The sequence below is a fragment of the Micromonospora sp. SD19 genome, assembly GCF_054462275.1.
This window is the reverse complement of the sequence record NZ_JBTLMN010000011.1, coordinates 59,571-71,610: the sequence shown is the minus strand read 5'-3', so window position 1 is coordinate 71,610 and position 12,040 is coordinate 59,571. Positions and strand designations below refer to the sequence as shown.

Below are 12,040 nucleotides of genomic sequence, written 5' to 3'. Positions count from 1 at the left end.
ATGGAGAAGACTGTGTACAACTCTTTCCCCCTGCACCCCGAATGCCCGGACGTGCGACGGCTGGCCGACAACCCGGCCGAGGCGTTGCTGCGCGCCGAGGCCGACATCGTCGCCGCCGAGAACGCCGCCGAGTTCGACAGGTACCGCACCCTGGAAAACCTGGAGGAGGCCCAGCAGGACGGGCGGGGCGTGACCCGGCGGACCTTCGTCGCCGGTGCCGCGGCCACCGCCACCGCGCTGGCCACCGCCCAGTTCGTCACCACCTCGGCGTCGTTCGCGGCGACCAAGACCGGCACCCTGATCCACGTCTTCCTCTACGGCGGGCTGGACGGGCTGAGCCTCGTCGCTCCGGACAACGACCCGGTGCTCGCCAAGGCCCGCCCGGACCTGCTGCTCGGGAACGACTCGTTGGCCCTGGGCCGCGGCTTCAAGCTGACCAGCGCGTTCAAGCCGCTGGAGAAGTGGCTCACCGCCGGTCAGCTGGGCTTCATCCCGGCGGTCTCGGACGAGCGGCTGTCCCGCAGCCACTTCCAGGCCGCGGACGCCTGCAACCTGGGCGGGCTGCCCAACGAGACCGGTGGTCGGGGTTGGCTCGACGGGCTCGTCGACAACCTCGGCAAGGGCACGGCGTTCCGCAGCGTCGGCATCGGCAGCACGCTGCCCCGCTCGCTCGTCGGCAACAACGGCGCGCTCTCGCTGAACAGCGTCGGCTCGCTGCGGCTCAACGGTGACGAGAAGTTCCGGGCGGCCACCGAGAAGGCCATCAAGGGGCTCTTCACCGGGATCAACCACCCCGTCGAGGAGGCCGTGCAGGAGGGCATGGGCGCGCTGGCCACCGCGCAGAAGCTCGCCGCCAAGCCGTACCAGCCCGCCGCGGGCGTCACGTACGAGGGCGTCGGCCGGGCGTTCCAGCAGCTCGCCCAGCTGATCAAGGGCGGCGCCAACGTGCGGGTCGCCACCGTCGGCATGGGTGGCTACGACACCCACGAGAACCAGGGCACCCGCGAGGGTGGCCAGCTGCACCGCCGGTTGAACGAACTGGCCAGCGCGATGGCCGCGTTCTTCACCGACCTCGGCCCGCGGGCCGCCGACGTGACGATCATGGTGTCCAGCGAGTTCGGCAGGCGGGTCGGCTCCAACACCGGTGGCACCGACCACGGGCACGGCGGCGTGGTCACCCTGCTGTCCGGCAAGAAGCTGGCCGGTTCGCTGCTGGGCACCTGGAACGGTCTGGACAAGCTGGACTCCGGTGACGTGCCGGAGTACAACAACATGTTCAACGTCTACGGCGCGGTGGCCCAGGGCCGGTTCGGGCTCACCAACGCGGAGGTCGACAAGATCTTCCCCCGCCAGAAGTACGCCCCGATGAAGCTGTACGCGTGACGTATTCGCACACCCACGCCGCCGGCCGTCGTACCGGGACCTCGTCCCGGCACGGCGGCCGGTCGGCCGCACCCGTACCCCCGCAGAGCCCGGCCCGGCGCGGACCCGGCGGCCGGCGGCTGCTGGGCGTGCTGCTCCTGGTCGGCCTGTTCGCCAGCGTGCTCCCGTGGTGGTTGGGCACCCCCGCCGGATCGCTGCGCACCACCGCCGCCACCGTCACCGCGGCCGGCCGGATCACCGGCCTGGTCGCCGGCTACCTGCTGCTGGTGCAGGTGCTGATGATGAGTCGCCTGCCGGTGCTGGAACGGTGGATCGGCGGCGAGCACACCGCCCGCTGGCACCGGGACATCGGGGCCACCCTGCTGGTCACCGTGCTGGCCCACATGTCGCTGATCCTCGTCGGCTACGCCGACCTGCGTAACCAGTCGATCCTCGCCGAGGTCGGCACGTTGCTCGGCGACTACGAGGACATGGTCTCCGCGTTCGTCGCCACCGGCATCATGGTGCTTGTCGGGTTCACCAGCATCCGGGCCATCCGGCGGGCGTTGCCCTACGAGCTGTGGCACCTGCTGCACCTGTCCAGCTACCTGATCCTGCTGCTCGGCTTCGGCCACCAGTTCACCCACGGCGCGCAGCTGTACAAGCCCGGCCCGGTGCGCACCGGCTGGATCGCGCTCTACGTCCTGGTGGTCGCCGCAGTGCTCTGGGGCCGGGTGATCGCGCCGCTGGCGTTCAACCTGCGCTACAAGCTGCGGGTCGCCGACGTGGTCGCCGAGAGCACCGACACCATCTCCATCTACCTCACCGGGGAGCGGCTCGGCCGGCTGGCGATGCTCGGCGGCCAACACTTCCGTTGGCGGTTCCTCACCCGGGGCTGTTGGTGGCAGTCGCACCCGTTCTCCGTCTCCGCCGCCGCCAACGGCCGCTGGCTGCGGATCACCGTCAAGGTGGTCGGCACCCACACCGCCGACCTGCGCGACCTGGACCCGGGCACCCGGGTCTGGGCCGAGGGCCCCTCGGGCACCTTCACCGCCGCGCACCGGCTGCGCGAGCGGGCGCTGCTGATCGCCGGCGGGAGCGGCATCACCCCGATCCGGGCGATGCTGGAGGAGTTGCCGCCGGGCGCCGCGCTGATCTACCGGGCCCGCACACCGGCCGACGTGCTGCTCAGCCGCGAGTTGGACTGGCTGGCCCAGGAGCGCGACACCTCGCTCTGGTACGTCATCGGTTCCCGCGACGACCCCGGACCCCGCCAGCTGATGAGCCCGGACGGGCTGCGCCAACTGGTGCCCGACGTGGCCCGGCGCGACGTCTACCTGTGCGGGCCGCCCGGGTTGGTGGAACAGTCGGTGCGGGCGCTGCGCCGGGCCGGCGTGCCCCGGCGGCAGATCCACCTGGCCACGTTCGAGCTGTAGGAAGGGCATACCCATGCGTCGCGCGCTCCTCGCGATCACCGGCCTGGCCGCCAGCACCACCGCGCTGGTGGTGTTCAAGGGCTCGCCGGGCGCCACCCAGGTCGCCCAGAACCTGCCGACCGCCCAGCCGGTCAACCCCACCGCGCCGGGCGCCGACCCGAGCGCCGACCCGGCCGCGCCGGGCACGGACCCGGCCGGGGAGGTGGCCACGCCGTCGAAGACGGCCGACGCGCCGGTGTCGCCCAAGCCCGGCAAGACCACCGCCCGCCCGTCCGGCACGAAGACCACGACGAAGGCCCCGAGCACCCCGCGTACCACCAAGGCACCCCAGCCGACCACCCGCCGGGTCACCGGCAACGGCTTCGACAACGAGTACGGGTACGTGCAGGTGCAGATCGTCGTCTCGGGTAACCGGATCGTCGAGGCGGTCGCGCTGTCGCTGCCCAGCGGGGGTGAATCCGACATCCACAGCGGTGACGTGCGCGACCGCTACGACGGCAGCGGTGGAGAGGTGGTGCAGAAGCAGAACGCCAACCTCAACACCGTCTCCGGGGCCACCGAGACCAGCAACTCCTACAAGCAGTCGCTGCGGTCCGCCATCGAGCAGGCATTCTGACGTGCGGGCCACGCTGACCCGGCCCGGGCTGTGCCGGGTCGAACAGATCATGGGTACGGCCGTCACAGTGGACCTCGCCGACGATCTGCCCCCGGCGACCCTGCGCGAGCTGGCCGATGAGGTCTTCGCCTGGATGCACGAGGTGGACGCGCGGTTCAGCACCTACCAGCCGGCGAGCGAGGTGTGCCGCTTCGACCGGGGTGAGGTGCTGCTCTCCGAGGCGTCCGCGGACCTGCGGTACGTGCTGGAGACCTGCGCCGACCTGTGGGGCGCCACCGACGGGTTCTTCGACGCGTACGCCACCGGTCGGCTCGACCCGTCCGGCTTCGTCAAGGGCTGGGCGGCTCAGGTCGCCTCGGACCGCCTCGTCGCCGCCGGCGCCGTCAACCACTGCGTGAACGCCGGCGGTGACGTGCGGGTGCGGGGCCTGTCGCCGTCCGGGGAGCCGTGGCGCATCGGCATCCGGCACCCGTGGGACGCGATGGCGGCCTGCCTGGTGCTCACCGGGACGGACCTGGCGGTGGCCACCTCCGGCGTGTACGAGCGAGGCCGGCACGTGCTGGACCCGCGCCGGGGAACGCCGGCCAGTGGGCTGCGCTCGGTGACGGTGGTCGGCACCGACCTCGGGGTGGCCGACGCGTACGCCACCGCCGCCCTCGCCATGGGCACCCCCGGCCTCGGTTGGTTGGCCCGCCTGGACGACCACACCCACGCGGCGATCACCGACAACGCCCGCCAGTATCTGTCCGTCGACCTGCCCCTGACCGACTGACCTCCTCGGCCCCCTCGGGCTCGGCCCCGCGCCCCTCACGCCCGCACCCCTCACGCCCGCACCCCTCACGCCCGCACCCCTCACGCCCGCGATCTTGCAGTTTCGGTTGGCGCTTTGTCCCGTTGCATGGAGATTGTCGGGACAGAAAGTGCAAGATCGCGGGGCGCGGGGCGCGGGCGCGGGCGGGGCGTGGGGGAGAGGAGGGGCGGGCGGGGTCAGCGGAGGGGGCGGTGGGTGCCGGCCGGGCGGGAGCCGGTGGGGCGTGGGCGGCCGGGGCGGGAGCCGGCCGGTCGGGTGCCGGCCCAGCGGTGCCGTCGGTGGCTGCGCCGGGGCGGCTCGGTGCCGCCGGGATGAGGCGCCCTGTCGTTGGTGGACATCGTTCCCCCGTTCGTGGCGCGCGTTCGCACCGTCCCCCTGTCAACGAGGACCGGCGCTCCGGCGACGCTGTCGGCCACCGGATCGAATCGTCGGGCGGGCCCGTCTCACATGCCTCGTCGGGGCAGCGGCAGGTGACCGGGGAGCAGGTCCGGGGTGAGCGTCACCCCGGTAGCGCGCAGCGCGCCGATCAACGTGTTCTGCACGAGGTACGAATCCGGAAGCTGCCAGCGGGCCTGCTCCGGGGCGACCGCCCAGCGGACAGTGCCCTCCGGCAGTCGGGTGGGCGGCGCGGGGATCCACGAGCCCGGCCCGTGCCGGACCACGTGGAAGCAGTGCTCCAACTCCGGCCGGAGCGGGTCGCCGGGGCGGACCAGGAACATCCACCGCCCGGTGGGCGTGACCAGCACCGGCCCGCGTACGCCGGTGCCGGCCGGGTGGATCTGGACCGCGTCGAGCACGTGCCGGCCGAGGTGGGCGGGCACCTCCAGCACATCGAAGGCCCGACCGGTGGGCAGCAGCACCCCGTGCGGGCGGCTCCGCCACCAGGTGGCGACCCGGGCCGGGTCGGCGCTGGCGGCCAGCTCCCAGTTCTCCAGCGCGGGATGGCAGCCCACCGTGGGACAGCCGGCCCGGCCGCAGACGAAACGGCTGCGGGCCAGGCAGGCGCCCGGCGTGACCTGCCAGCCGTGTGCGGCGTACCGGATGGCGACCCGGCGCAGCCGGACCCGTTCCAGCGGCGACAGTTCGGCGACGCGCGGTCCGACATTCCCCCACATGTGTGCCAACTCCTCTCGTCGGTCCCGGCGTTCGCCAGGTCGCATGTCGAGCACCGTCACTGCCGTAACCCACGATCGTTGAGGTTGACGAACGGCTCGTGCAACTTGCACGAAAAGTACGAGGACCAGCTGTACGGCTGACGTACATCCTGTGCGACCAGCCAAAACCTGAAAGTGAAAAGCGGCCGCCGCACCCGCGGACATCGCCCCGACTCGATTGGTCGTCGGTGGCAGGGGAGGATGGGGAGATGGACGAGCTACCCATAGGACGGCGAGTGGCCTACTGGCGGGGGCGACGCAAGATGTCCCAACAGGTCTTCGCGGACCGGCTGGGCAAGTCCAAGAGCTGGGTGGACAAGGTCGAGCGCGGCGTCCGCCGGCTGGACAAGTTCTCCGTCCTCTACGAGATCGCCGACATCCTCCAGATGGACGTCCAGCTGCTGATGGGCAAGGATCCGGAGCGCCGCGCCGACGCCCTCAACTGCATCGACCAAGTCGAGGTGCAGGAGATCCGGGCGGCGCTGGAACGCTACGACTCGATGAGCGCGTACTTCGACGCGGCGCCGTTCCCGCCGCCGATGGACGACATGCGCAAGGCCGTCAACCACGCCTGGCTCACCTACCAGTACGGCCGCTACGGGATGCTCACCCGGGCGCTGCCCAAGCTGCTGCGCGACGCCCAGGCGGCCGACGCCGCGTACGGCGGTGAGCAGGCCGCCGAGGCGGCCCACCTGCTCGGCCAGGTCTACCAGATCGCCTCCTCGGTGCTGCGCAAGCTCGGCGAGTGCGAGCTCGCCTGGTTGGCCGCCGACCGGTCGATGGCGGTGGCCCAGCGCGCCGACGACCCCCTGCTGGCCGGGATCGCCACCACGCGGGTGTGCAACGCCCTGGTCGCGATGGGGCGGGCCCGTCCCGCGCTGGAGCTGAACGTCCAGATCGCCAACCGGCTGGCACCGGGTGGGAGCAACGAGGTCTCCCCGGCCCGCCTCTCCGTCTACGGGATGCTGCTGCTCCAGGGCGCGATGGCCGCGTCCCGCATCGGCGACTCGGCCAGCGTCGACGACCTGATCAACGCTGCGCAGGAGGCGGCCAACCTGCTCGGTGGCGACCACAACCACTACTGGACGTCGTTCGGCCCGACCAACGTCGAGCTGCACCGGGCCGCCGCCGCAGTGGAGCTGGGCGACGGTGGGCGGGCCGTGGAGGTGCACCGGCTGCGCATCGCGGAGCCGTCCTTCAACGCGCTGCTGCCCGAGCGTCGCGCCCACCACCTGCTCGACATCGCCCGCGGCTACGCCCAGATCGGTGACGTGGCGAACGCCGGCGAGATGCTGCTGCTCGGTGATCGGCTCGCCCCGTCGGAGATCCGCTGCCGGCCGATCGCGCACGAGGTGATGTCGGACATCCTCCGTCGCACACGTGGTGCGCCGCCTTCTCCGGTAGCGGAGTTGGCTGAGCACATGGGAGTAGGGGTATGAGCGCGGAGCCGGTCTGATGGCCGGTACAACGCGCAACAGCGGGCACCGCGAGGTGCTCTACGTCATCGCCTGCGGTTCGCCGCTGGCACGGCACGTCGGTCGTCTGGTCGACCTCGCCCAACAGGACGGTTGGGACGTCTGCGTGATCACCACGCCGGACGGGGCGAAGTTCGTCGACCAGTCGGCCCTGATTCGACAGACCGGCCATCCGGTGCGGATGCACTACAAGAATCCCGGCGACCCGGACGTGCTGCCGCCCGCCGACGCCATGATCGTCTGCCCGGCCACCGTCAACACCGTCAACAAGTGGGCGGCCGGGATCACCGACACCCTGGCGCTCGGGCTGCTGGTCGAGGCCCAGGGCAAGGGCGTCCCCATCGTGGCGGTGCCGTACACCAACGCGGCGATGGCCTGCCACCCGGCGTTTCGGGCCGGGGTGGCCCGGTTGGCCGAGTGGGGCGTCACCGTGCTCTTCGGCGACGACGTGATCGCGCTGCATCCGCCCGGGACGGGGGAACAGCACATGCATGCCTTCCCCTGGGCGATGCCGCTGGCCGCGTTGCAGACCGTCTCCTGGACCGCCGCCTAGGGCGTCCGCCCGACGCGGCCGGGCCGGGTGTCACCGCCCGGTGGCCGCCACGCCGGTAAGCTGGCCCGCCGTGAGCACAAGCGGACCCGCCCCGACTGTCGGCGACGTGGTGGCCGAGCTGGAACGGCGTTTTCCGCCGGTCTGGGCGGAGGAGTGGGACCGGGTGGGCCTGGTGCTCGGCGAGCCGGCCGCCCCGGTCCGCCGGGTGCTCTGCGTGGTCGACGTGGTGCCCGAGACGGTCGACGAGGCGCTCGCCGCCGACGCGGACATGATCGTCTCGCATCACCCGCTGCTGCTGCGCGGGGTGTCGTCGGTCGCCGCGACGACCTTCAAGGGGCGGATCATCCACCGGTTGATCCGGGCCGGGGTGGCGCTCTACACGGCGCACACCAACGCCGACGTCGCCTCCCCGGGTGTCTCCGACGCCCTCGCCGCCCGCTTCGGGCTCACCGGTCCACGCCCACTTCAGCGGCCGGCGCCCGGCTCGCCCGCCCACGGTGACGACCGGGGATTCGGCCGGATCGGCGAGCTGCCCGAGCCGATGACCCTCGCCGAACTGACCCGGCACGCCGCCGCGGTGCTCCCCGTCACGTCCTGGGGAGTTCGCGCGGCGGGGGATCCCGGGCGTATGGTTCGTACCCTCGCCGTCAGCGGCGGGTCGGGGGACAGCTTCCTTGGCGCCGCGACCGCCGCCGGGGTGGACGCGTTCCTCACCGCCGACCTGCGGCACCACCCGGCTGGCGAGCACCTCGCCGCCGATGGTCCCGCCCTGATCGACGCCGCCCACTGGGCGACCGAACGACCGTGGCTGGACGACCTGGCCGCCTTCCTCCGGGAGGCGCTGGACGTCGAGACGCTGGTGTCCGACCTGGACACCGACCCGTGGACCGTGCACGCCGCCGCACCCGCTGTGGACGACAAGGAGCCCGACCGTGAAGGCTGACCCTCAGGTGCAGCGCCGCCTGCTCGACCTCCAGGCGATCGACACCAACCTCGCCCAGCTCGCCCACCGCCGGCGTTCGCTGCCCGAGCGCGCCGAGCTGGAGGCGCTGGCCCGCGAGTTGTCGTCGATGGAGGACGAGCGGGTCCGCGCCCAGGTTGCGGTGGACGACCTGGACCGGGACATCGCCCGGTTGGAGAAGGACGTCGAGCAGGTCCGGGCCCGCAAGGAGAAGGACGAGAACCGACTGGCCGCCGGCACCGGCCCGGCCCGGGAGCTGGAGGCGCTCCAGCACGAACTGGTCTCGCTGAAGCGCCGCCAGGGCGACCTGGAGGACGCCGAGCTGGAGCTGATGGAGCAGCGGGAAACCGCGCAGGGCGTACTGGACGGCGTGGAGCAGCGGCTGGCCGAGACCCGGGACAAGCGGGCCGCCACCGAACAGCGCCGCGACGAGGCACTGGCCGAGATCGCCAAGGAGGAGGAGTTCAAGCGGGGCGCCCGTCAGCCGCTCGCCGCCGACCTCCCGGCCGAGCTGGTCAACCTCTACAACAAGATCCGCGAGGACACCGGGCTGGGTGCCGCGCTGCTCACCGCGGGCCGCTGCGGCGGGTGCCGCCTGGAGCTGTCCGGTGCCGACCTGGCCCGGATCCGCAAGGCCGCCCCCGACGACGTGGTCCGCTGCGAGGACTGCCGACGGATCATGGTCCGCACCAACGAGTCGGGCCTGTAGGTCGTGGCGCCGCGCGTGGTCTCCGTCGAGGCCGACGGTGGGTCCCGGGGCAACCCCGGCCCCGCCGGCTACGGCGCTGTGGTCCGCGACCCGGAGACCGGCGAGGTGCTCGCCGAGCGCTCCGAGTCGCTCGGCACGGCCACCAACAACGTCGCCGAGTACCAGGGCCTGATCGCCGGGTTGACCGCCGCCGCCGAGCTGGGCGCCGCCGAGGTGGACGTCCGGATGGACTCCAAACTGGTGGTCGAGCAGATGTGCGGCCGGTGGCAGATCAAGCACCCCGGCCTACGGCCCCTCGCCGCCCAGGCCGCCGCGCTGGTGGGCCGGTTCACAGCGGTCCGGTTCAGCTGGATCCCACGCGAGCAGAACCGGCACGCCGACGCCCTCGCCAACGCCGCCATGGACGCCGCCGCCGGCCGCCCACCGGCCACCGCGACCACCGGCCGTCCCGCGCCGGCTGACACCGTGGGCCGTCCCGCGTCGCCCGCCGCCGGCCAGCCGGCGACCGGCAGTGACCCGGCGACCGCGCCGGCCTCCTGGGAGCCACGGCCCACCTTCACCGCCACCCGGCTGATCCTGGTCCGGCACGGCGAAACCCCGTACACGGAGCAGCGACGCTACTCCGGGCGCGGCGACGTGCCGCTATCCGAGCGTGGCCGGGCCCAGGCCGGCGCCACCGGTGCCCGGGTGGCAGAGCTGGCCCCGTCCGTCGCGGCCGTGCTCAGCTCACCGTTGTCCCGCTGTACGGCCACCGCGGCGGCGATCGCCGGGGCCCTCGGCGACGTGCCGGTCCGCACCGAGGACGACCTGATCGAGTGCGACTTCGGCCAGTGGGAAGGGCGCACGTTCGCCGAGGTGCGCGACCAGTGGCCGGGGGAGATGGACGCCTGGCTCGCCTCACCCCGGATCGCGCCGCCGGGCGGGGAGTCGTTCACCCACGTCGCCGAACGCGCCAACCGGGTCATCGCCGGACTGCTCACCGCGTACCCCGGTGAGACAGTGGTGGTCGTCTCGCACGTCTCGCCGATCAAGCTGGTGCTGCGCGACGCCCTCGCGGCCGGCGACGGTTTCCTGCACCGGCTCTTCCTGGACGCGGCCGGCATCTCGGTGCTCGACATGTGGCCCGACGGCGGCGTGGCCGTGCGGACGGTCAACGACACCGCCCACCTCGCCGCGCTCTGATCAGCGGCGGTCGGGGCTCACCGGCTCGTCCGGTCCTGCCCTGGCCGGGCCGGTTGCCCGGCGGTGCCTCTGCGGTGCAGCCACCGCAGCAGGTAGAGGGTCGGCAGGGCGAGACCGGCCCAGAGCAGCGCCAGCGCCAGCCGGATCAGGCCGGGCATCTCGCCGTCGAGCGCGAGCCCGCCCAGCAGCAGGGTCACGGCGACGAACCAGACCAGCAGGATCGCGCTGTTGGCCCGGGGGGAGCGGGGTCGGCGGCTCACGTCGCCGCCTCCGCGCCAGGCCCGTTCCGCAGCAGGCGCTGCGGGTCGCGCAGCACCTCACCAACCCGGTGGTCGCCGATCGGCAACGAATCCAGCAGTGCCTGCCGGGCCTGGTCGACCTCGCGGCCGGCCGCCCGAATGGTCTCGGCGACCAGGTCACCGAGGGTCAGGTTGTCGACCGTGCGACGGGCGCGGGGGTCGATCCGGACGGTGAGCAGCTCCCGGTTGCCGGACATCTCGACTGTCACTTCCCCGTCGGGCGACGAGACCACGTGCCTCCGGTCGGCGGCCTGCTCGGCGAACTCCACGGTCGCGGTGATGAGCGCGTTCATCTGTCGGGTCAACGCGCCCAGATCGGGACGCCCCATCAGCTGGCCCTCCCCGCCGCAGTGCGGAACTCGTCCAGGGCCTGCCGCAGGCTGACCGCCTGGTCCACCCCGTCGTTTCCGGTGATCTCCTGAAGTCGCTCGCCGAGCACTGCGGCGAGTCGCGTCTGGGCTTCGCGGACCGCCTCCACGCAGGCGTTGCCGAGCGCGTCCGCGTCGAGGTCCCGAATGGCCTGTGGGCTGATGTACACCCCGGCGACCTCCCCGTCGCCGGTCACCCGGACGGTCACCGTGCCCGTCCCGTCGCTGGCGGAGACGCTCTCCTCCCGCAGCGACGCCACCCGTTCGTTGAGCTCGTTCACCCGGCTCTGGACCTGCCGCAGCGACGCCTCCGTGTAGCCCTGCCGCTGGGCCTCCCGCGCCGCCGCCGCAATCGCCTCCGCGTCCCCCGTCACCGCGTCTCCCACCTGCTCGGATCACCGATCTCGATCTTCAACGACTCGGGCAGCTGGACGCTGCGGGTATCGATCTTCCCGGCCTGGTCGGCGAACTTGTTGGCGAGGGCGTCGTTTGCGTCGCCGAGGCTCTTCGCCGACTGCCATACCAGCAACGCGAAACCCACCAGGAGGCCGATGACAGCGACCGCGAAGCCCGCCCAGGCCACGAAGATCGCCACCTTGACCGCGGGCGACACCGGACCGGAGGCGTTCGCCGCGATCGCACCACCGATGGCGGCGGCCGTGCCGACCAGGAAGGCCGCCAGCGTGGTGCTGACCCCGACGGCCATCTGCGCGCAGTACGAATCCATCAGCGCGCAGGTCTGGGTCAGCCGATCCAGGGCGGGCAACAGGTCGCCGGTGGCGAACGCGTGGAACTGGCGGGCAGCCGAGTCGTCCCAGTAACCGTTCACCTTCTCGATCTGGCTGAGCAGCTGCGCGTGCATGCTGTCGTAGGTGTTCTTCAGCTCGCCCCAGGTGCCCGAGTTGCCGAACCACGGCTCCGGGTCGACCACGTTCGGCATCACCAGCAGGGCGGTCACCGACGCCGCCGCCATCCCCGACCCGGACGGTTCGAGGGCGACGATCAACGCGCTCGTCGCGGCCACCACGAGACCACGCATCAGGAACGTGTCGAAGGCGTCGCTGTCCGGATCGGTCCACGATCCCTCGTCCCAGCCGGACACCCCGTGCTCCTC

The 12,040-nt window shown here is 72.5% G+C and carries 14 protein-coding genes; 9 read left to right on the top strand and 5 right to left on the bottom strand.

Annotated features, from left to right (window positions below; genetic code table 11):
• Genes ACX27O_RS28035 through ACX27O_RS28020 form a run of 4 tightly spaced genes read left to right on the top strand, consistent with a single transcriptional unit; the run spans position 1 to position 4,186 of the window.
• Positions 1 to 1,383, top strand: a complete 1,383-nt coding sequence (locus ACX27O_RS28035) for a DUF1501 domain-containing protein (RefSeq protein ID WP_358128937.1) — start codon at positions 1 to 3, stop codon at positions 1,381 to 1,383.
• Complete coding sequence (locus ACX27O_RS28030) at positions 1,380 to 2,798, top strand: ferredoxin reductase family protein (RefSeq protein ID WP_458940356.1); 1,419 nt, start codon at positions 1,380 to 1,382, stop codon at positions 2,796 to 2,798. Before ACX27O_RS28035 ends, ACX27O_RS28030 begins: the two co-directional genes overlap by 4 nt.
• Positions 2,799 to 2,811: 13 nt before the next feature.
• Positions 2,812 to 3,414 carry an FMN-binding protein gene (locus ACX27O_RS28025; RefSeq protein ID WP_030330220.1) on the top strand — a complete coding sequence of 201 codons (603 nt, stop codon included), beginning with the start codon at positions 2,812 to 2,814 and terminating at the stop codon, positions 3,412 to 3,414.
• Between the two features lie 49 nt (positions 3,415 to 3,463).
• Entirely contained in the window at positions 3,464 to 4,186 is a 723-nt protein-coding gene (locus ACX27O_RS28020; RefSeq protein ID WP_458940408.1) for an FAD:protein FMN transferase, read from the top strand.
• A gap of 482 nt (positions 4,187 to 4,668) precedes the next feature.
• Here ACX27O_RS28020 and ACX27O_RS28015 read toward each other — a convergent pair whose 3' ends face one another.
• Positions 4,669 to 5,340, bottom strand: coding sequence for a bifunctional DNA primase/polymerase (locus ACX27O_RS28015; protein WP_030330217.1), 672 nt, complete (start codon positions 5,338 to 5,340; stop codon positions 4,669 to 4,671).
• 248 nt (positions 5,341 to 5,588) lie between these two features.
• On the opposite strand from ACX27O_RS28015, the gene ACX27O_RS28010 reads away from it, so the two are divergent.
• The 5 genes from ACX27O_RS28010 (at position 5,589) to ACX27O_RS27990 (ending at position 10,259) form a co-directional block, all read left to right on the top strand.
• The gene (locus tag ACX27O_RS28010; protein ID WP_030330215.1) at positions 5,589 to 6,818 is read left to right on the top strand and encodes a helix-turn-helix domain-containing protein; all 1,230 of its coding nucleotides are present in this window, start codon (positions 5,589 to 5,591) and stop codon (positions 6,816 to 6,818) included.
• A gap of 16 nt (positions 6,819 to 6,834) precedes the next feature.
• A complete protein-coding gene (locus ACX27O_RS28005) occupies positions 6,835 to 7,407 on the top strand; it encodes a flavoprotein (protein WP_210862735.1) in 573 nt (190 codons plus the stop codon).
• Between the two features lie 106 nt (positions 7,408 to 7,513).
• Positions 7,514 to 8,350 (top strand): Nif3-like dinuclear metal center hexameric protein, encoded by an 837-nt coding sequence (locus ACX27O_RS28000; protein ID WP_374224276.1) that lies wholly within the window; start codon positions 7,514 to 7,516, stop codon positions 8,348 to 8,350.
• Positions 8,340 to 9,077 carry a zinc ribbon domain-containing protein gene (locus ACX27O_RS27995; protein WP_358128926.1) on the top strand — a complete coding sequence of 246 codons (738 nt, stop codon included), beginning with the start codon at positions 8,340 to 8,342 and terminating at the stop codon, positions 9,075 to 9,077. Before ACX27O_RS28000 ends, ACX27O_RS27995 begins: the two co-directional genes overlap by 11 nt.
• Positions 9,078 to 9,080: 3 nt before the next feature.
• A complete protein-coding gene (locus ACX27O_RS27990; protein ID WP_458940355.1) occupies positions 9,081 to 10,259 on the top strand; it encodes a bifunctional RNase H/acid phosphatase in 1,179 nt (392 codons plus the stop codon).
• Between the two features lie 17 nt (positions 10,260 to 10,276).
• Here the strand turns inward: ACX27O_RS27990 and ACX27O_RS27985 are convergent, their stop codons facing one another.
• The 4 genes from ACX27O_RS27985 to ACX27O_RS27970 are packed head-to-tail and all read right to left on the bottom strand — an operon-like array spanning position 10,277 to position 12,028.
• Positions 10,277 to 10,519: a hypothetical protein gene (locus ACX27O_RS27985; protein ID WP_030330206.1), complete on the bottom strand. Its 243-nt coding sequence runs from the start codon at positions 10,517 to 10,519 to the stop codon at positions 10,277 to 10,279.
• Positions 10,516 to 10,887 (bottom strand): YbaB/EbfC family nucleoid-associated protein, encoded by a 372-nt coding sequence (locus tag ACX27O_RS27980; RefSeq protein WP_210859841.1) that lies wholly within the window; start codon positions 10,885 to 10,887, stop codon positions 10,516 to 10,518. Before ACX27O_RS27980 ends, ACX27O_RS27985 begins: the two co-directional genes overlap by 4 nt.
• Positions 10,887 to 11,300: a YbaB/EbfC family nucleoid-associated protein gene (locus tag ACX27O_RS27975; protein WP_167337285.1), complete on the bottom strand. Its 414-nt coding sequence runs from the start codon at positions 11,298 to 11,300 to the stop codon at positions 10,887 to 10,889. Before ACX27O_RS27975 ends, ACX27O_RS27980 begins: the two co-directional genes overlap by 1 nt.
• Entirely contained in the window at positions 11,297 to 12,028 is a 732-nt protein-coding gene (locus ACX27O_RS27970) for a hypothetical protein (RefSeq protein WP_210859843.1), read from the bottom strand. Before ACX27O_RS27970 ends, ACX27O_RS27975 begins: the two co-directional genes overlap by 4 nt.
• Positions 12,029 to 12,040: the final 12 nt, after the last annotated feature.

Coding starts and splice junctions, on each gene's coding strand:
- ACX27O_RS28015 (WP_030330217.1), bottom strand. CDS start 5,340: ATGTGGGGGAATGTCGGACCGCGCGTCGCCGAACTGTCGCCGCTGGAA.
- ACX27O_RS28010 (WP_030330215.1), top strand. CDS start 5,589: ATGGACGAGCTACCCATAGGACGGCGAGTGGCCTACTGGCGGGGGCGA.
- ACX27O_RS28025 (WP_030330220.1), top strand. CDS start 2,812: ATGCGTCGCGCGCTCCTCGCGATCACCGGCCTGGCCGCCAGCACCACC.
- ACX27O_RS28005 (WP_210862735.1), top strand. CDS start 6,835: ATGGCCGGTACAACGCGCAACAGCGGGCACCGCGAGGTGCTCTACGTC.
- ACX27O_RS28035 (WP_358128937.1), top strand. CDS start 1: ATGGAGAAGACTGTGTACAACTCTTTCCCCCTGCACCCCGAATGCCCG.
- ACX27O_RS28020 (WP_458940408.1), top strand. CDS start 3,464: ATGGGTACGGCCGTCACAGTGGACCTCGCCGACGATCTGCCCCCGGCG.
- ACX27O_RS27980 (WP_210859841.1), bottom strand. CDS start 10,887: ATGGGGCGTCCCGATCTGGGCGCGTTGACCCGACAGATGAACGCGCTC.